At 65.4% G+C, this 4134-nt stretch carries 3 protein-coding genes and 1 pseudogene; all 4 read right to left on the bottom strand.

Going from position 1 to position 4134, the window contains the following annotated elements:
- Nucleotides 1-220 precede the first annotated feature (220 nt).
- The gene (locus tag AC1DS3_RS36010; protein WP_477129080.1) at nucleotides 221-916 is read right to left on the bottom strand and encodes a transglycosylase domain-containing protein; all 696 of its coding nucleotides are present in this window, start codon (nucleotides 914-916) and stop codon (nucleotides 221-223) included.
- Between the two features lie 53 nt (nucleotides 917-969).
- Entirely contained in the window at nucleotides 970-2019 is a 1050-nt protein-coding gene (locus tag AC1DS3_RS36015) for an Ldh family oxidoreductase (protein ID WP_441641372.1), read from the bottom strand.
- A gap of 25 nt (nucleotides 2020-2044) precedes the next feature.
- Complete coding sequence (locus AC1DS3_RS36020; RefSeq protein WP_441641371.1) at nucleotides 2045-3586, bottom strand: DASS family sodium-coupled anion symporter; 1542 nt, start codon at nucleotides 3584-3586, stop codon at nucleotides 2045-2047.
- Nucleotides 3587-4000: 414 nt separating this feature from the next.
- Nucleotides 4001-4134: pseudogene (locus tag AC1DS3_RS36025) on the bottom strand (IS1595-like element ISCARN29 family transposase); the annotation flags it as partial.

The raw sequence follows: 4134 nt of genomic DNA on the forward strand, positions 1-4134 counted from the left end.
GGCTTGGCCTGCACTAGGCCGGATATAAGTCTGCAACCAACCCTGATCGAGCATCGCGTGACGTTTACCTAGCAAACCGGGGCGCGTTCATATAAGTGACCGGCAGCCCCCGCAGGGGGATGTCGTATGGCCCTTGGGTGCAAACGCCAACGCCGCTCAAAGAAACATCGACCAACCCCGCAGGGGGATGTGGGAGCAAAAGCCATCGCCGCCCAATCACCTACTTCAACCTCAACGGCTCCAACAACGCCGCATCATATTCCCCTCTCCCAATCCTCCCCAACTCCAGCATCCGCAGCAAAATGTAAGCCTGCCGCTGCCGGGCGCGCCGGGGATTCACCACCGGGTTATTCGCCGAAGGCGCCTTAGGCAATCCGGCCAGCATCGCGCATTCCGCTAAAGTCAGCTCGCCCACCGGCTTGCCAAAATACGTCTCGGCGGCCTCCGCAAAGCCATAGGCCCCTTGCCCAAGGTAGACCTTGTTCATGTAGAGCTCGAGGRTCTCGTCCTTGCTCATCGCATGTTCGATCCGGTAAGCCAGCAGCACCTCATACAGCTTGCGGGTATAGGTCTTCTGGCGCGAGAGGAAGAAATTACGCGCCACCTGCATGGTGATGGTGGAGGCGCCCTGCGACAGCTCATCGGACAGGTTGGCCACGCCGGCGCGGATCACGCCGACATAGTCGATGCCGTCATGCAGGTAGAAGCGGTCGTCCTCGATGGCTACCACCGCCTGGGTCAGCTTGGGCGGTATCTCGCCGATGGGCACGTAGCCGGGCGACTGGCGAAAAGTGGTGAGCGCATCCAGCGTGGGCAGCTGGCGCTGAGCGACGAGCACGGCGAGCGTGCCGAGCAGGGCCGCGCCCAGGATGAGCAGCAGCACCAGCTTGAGAAAATTCGACCAGAGACGTTCCATGGGCCGTATTGTGCCAGCACTGGCCATGCCACTGCCCAAGCCGCCCCGCCGGTTCAGCCTGCCGGCAGCGCCACGCCAAGTTCCTTTGCCAGCGTTTCCAGGTTGCGCCAGATCGCCGCGTTTACCTCCAGGTGGGTGGTGCTAAGCGCGCGGTTGGCGGCTTCGAACTCGCCAGGGTATTGCACGCTGTCAAAGCCCGGGGCGGGCGGGGTGTCGTGCAGGTAGTTGACGAAGGCTTCCACCTCCGCGCTCTGCCAGCTCAGGCCCAGGTCGAGCTCGGGGTTCATGAGCACCGCGAACATATTGTTGGTGGCGACGCCGCCGCGCGGGTTGTCCGGCTGGATGGTGCCGCCGCCGGACAGCACGCCGGCCAGCAGCTCCGCCACCACGCCGAGCGCATAGCCCTTGTGGCCGCCGAAGGGCAGCAGCGCACCCGGGTGTTCGCTGAACATGGCCCCGGCATCGGTGGTGGGGTTGCCGCCGCTGTCGATGATGCTGTTCTCCGGCGCGGGCTCGCCTTTCTCGGCCAGCACGCGGGCCTTGTTGATGGCGATGGCGCTGGTGGCGATATCCACCACCAGCGGCGGCCGGCCGTTGGGCATCGGCCCGGCGAAGCACAGCGGGTTGGTGGTMAGCCGCGCGGTGCGGCCGCCGTAGGGGGCCACCACCGGGGAGCGGTTGATCACATTGGTAAAGCTCAGCAGCACGAAGCGCTCCTTGGCCACCATCTCGCCGTAGTGCCCCATGCGGCCCAGGTGGTGCGAGCGGCGCAGCGTGACGATGCAGTGGCCGTGCCGGCGCACGCGCTCGATGGCGGTCTCGATGACGCGCTTGCCCACGTGCTGGCCGAAGCCGCCGTTGCCGTCGAACACCAGCAGGCTGTCGCGGTCGAGCACGCATTCGGCGCGGCCCGCCGGGTTGACGTTGCCGGTTGCGAGTGAGCGCTGGTAGTTGGGCAGGATCGACAGGCCGTGGCTGGTGTAGCCGCAGCGATCGGCCTCGACCAGGTGCTCGGCCACGTCGTTGGCGATGTCGGTCGGCACGCCTTGTGCGGCGAGCAGGTCGCGGGCGAGCTGGGTGGCGGATTGCAGTGTTATCTTCATGTTCGTTCCTTGTCCCGGTGTGCGCTCAGATCCAGCCCAGCCAGCGCCAGTAGGTGGCGGCAAACAGCAGCATCAGGGCGTAGCCGATCACCGTCACGGGGATGCCGACCTTGGCGAACTGCTTGCCGTTGAAAGTGTCCGTGCCCAGGCAAACCATGTTTTGCGGTGCATTGATCGGCAGGATGAAGCCGAAGCTCACGGTGAAGCCGAGCAGCATCGTCAGGCCGATCTGGTTGATATCGCCCGGCAGCGTCTGCAGCACCGAGATCAGGATCGGCAGCAGTGCCGCGGTGAGCGCGGTGGCGCTGGCAAAGCCGAGGTGGATCAGGATCAGGAAGGCGGCCAGGATGGCGAACACCAGGATGGGGCCTTGCGTGGCGAGCCCGGAGTTGGCCACCACGAACTTGCCCAGCCACTGGCCGGCCTGCGTGGTGAGCAGCGCGGTGCCCAGGCTGATGCCCACCCCGAACACGATCAGCGTGCCCCACGGCGTGCGTTGCTGCATGGTCTTCCAGTCCATCACGCCAATGCGCGGCATCATCAGGATCACCAGGCCGACGAAGGTCACGGTGGCGGTGTCGAACTGGTGCAGCTTGCCCTCGGTTGCCCAGAACAGCAGCAGCCCGATGGACACGGCGGCAAGCCGCTTTTGCGGGCCGCTCATCGGGCCCAGCCCGGCGAGTTCCTTTTGCACGGCTTCCTTGCCGCCGGGAATGGCCTCGGTCTCGGCGGGCAACAGGAAGCGCACCAGGAAATACAGCACGACCGACATCACGATGGCCCACGGCGCGCCGGCGATCAGCCATTGCAGCCAGGTGATGCGCTCACCCAGCAGCTTGTCCATGAAGCCCACCGTCAGCAGGTTCTGCGCGGCGGCGGTCTGGATGCCGACGTTCCAGATGCTGGTGGCCATGGCCACGGTGATCATGATGCCGGCGGCGATATTGGATTTCTTGTCGACCCCGAAGGCCGCGATCACGCCCATCATGATCGGCACCACGCAGGCGCTGCGCGCGGTGGCGCTCGGCACCACCAGCGACAGCGCGATGGTCACCACGATGCTGCCGATCAGGATGCGCCGCGTGCTGGTGCCGATGGCCGACAGCGTGACCAGCGCGATGCGCCGGTCGAGCCCGGTCACCGTCATCGCCGCCGAGATAAAGAGGGCGGCGGCAACCAGCGCCAGCGCGGTATTGGAGAACCCTGCCAGCGCCATGCCGAGCGCGCGGGAGGTGCCGTATTGCGTGGCCGGGTCGGCCACCGTGGGCGCAAAGCCGATCAGCGCGGCCATCAGCGACGTGATCATGATGGCGCTGGCCTCGTAGGAGACCGCCTCGGTGATCCACACCACGATGGCAAAGGCGAGGATGGCCAGCATGCGGTGTCCCGCCACCGGCAGGTCCGGGGGCAGGGGCAGGGCGAGTATGCCGATCAGTACCAGGACGGCGGCGTAGAGCCCCCATGGCGTGGATTTACCGGGCGCGGCCTGCGGCACGGCGGCAGCCACACCGATGGAGGCGGGGGCGGCTGCGCGGACGGCTTGGGTTGGAGTGTGCGGGTCTGTCATCGCTTTGCCCTTTTCTTGTCTTGTTGATCTTGGTTCGACACGGGAAGGCGGACGTCACGCGCGGGCAAATGGCTAACCTGTGACTGGCAGGGTGGCGGCGTCGTTCGGCGGCTTTCCGTGAAGACCTGGCGGAGGCGGGAGACCGGCTTGCGGYCGGGCTGCCGCGTTCGACATGGGGAAATTATCGTGCCGGCCAACGGTGACTGTCGAGAGTGGATCCGGGCGCATATGACGCGGATCAAAGAACCGGCTCGTGCAGGGAAATTTCTATGCGCCATGCGGTCAGACTTTCAGATCATTGAGATCATTGCGCGACAAGGCCTTGTGGGCGTTGCGCAGCGTGCGCCACCACCGGTGGCCCCGCACGCTGGCGAGCCGCGCGAACGTGATCTGAAAACATTGGCGCTGTTCAGATTAAACGTTGATGACCTGCTTGCCGAGAGCTGACGCGATGACATCGTCGGCGGAAACGCCTTCCTTGTTCCAGCTCATCAGCCGTTGCCAAGCCAGGTAGTTCGGCAAGTACTTGGTGGCCACGCCCCTGAGTT

The organism is Cupriavidus sp. 01L46 (assembly GCF_056399905.1).

Bases quoted from the DNA above. Each gene is read 5' to 3' on its own strand.
- AC1DS3_RS36020 (WP_441641371.1), bottom strand. From the start codon at position 3,586: ATGACAGACCCGCACACTCCAACCCAAGCCGTCCGCGCAGCCGCCCCC.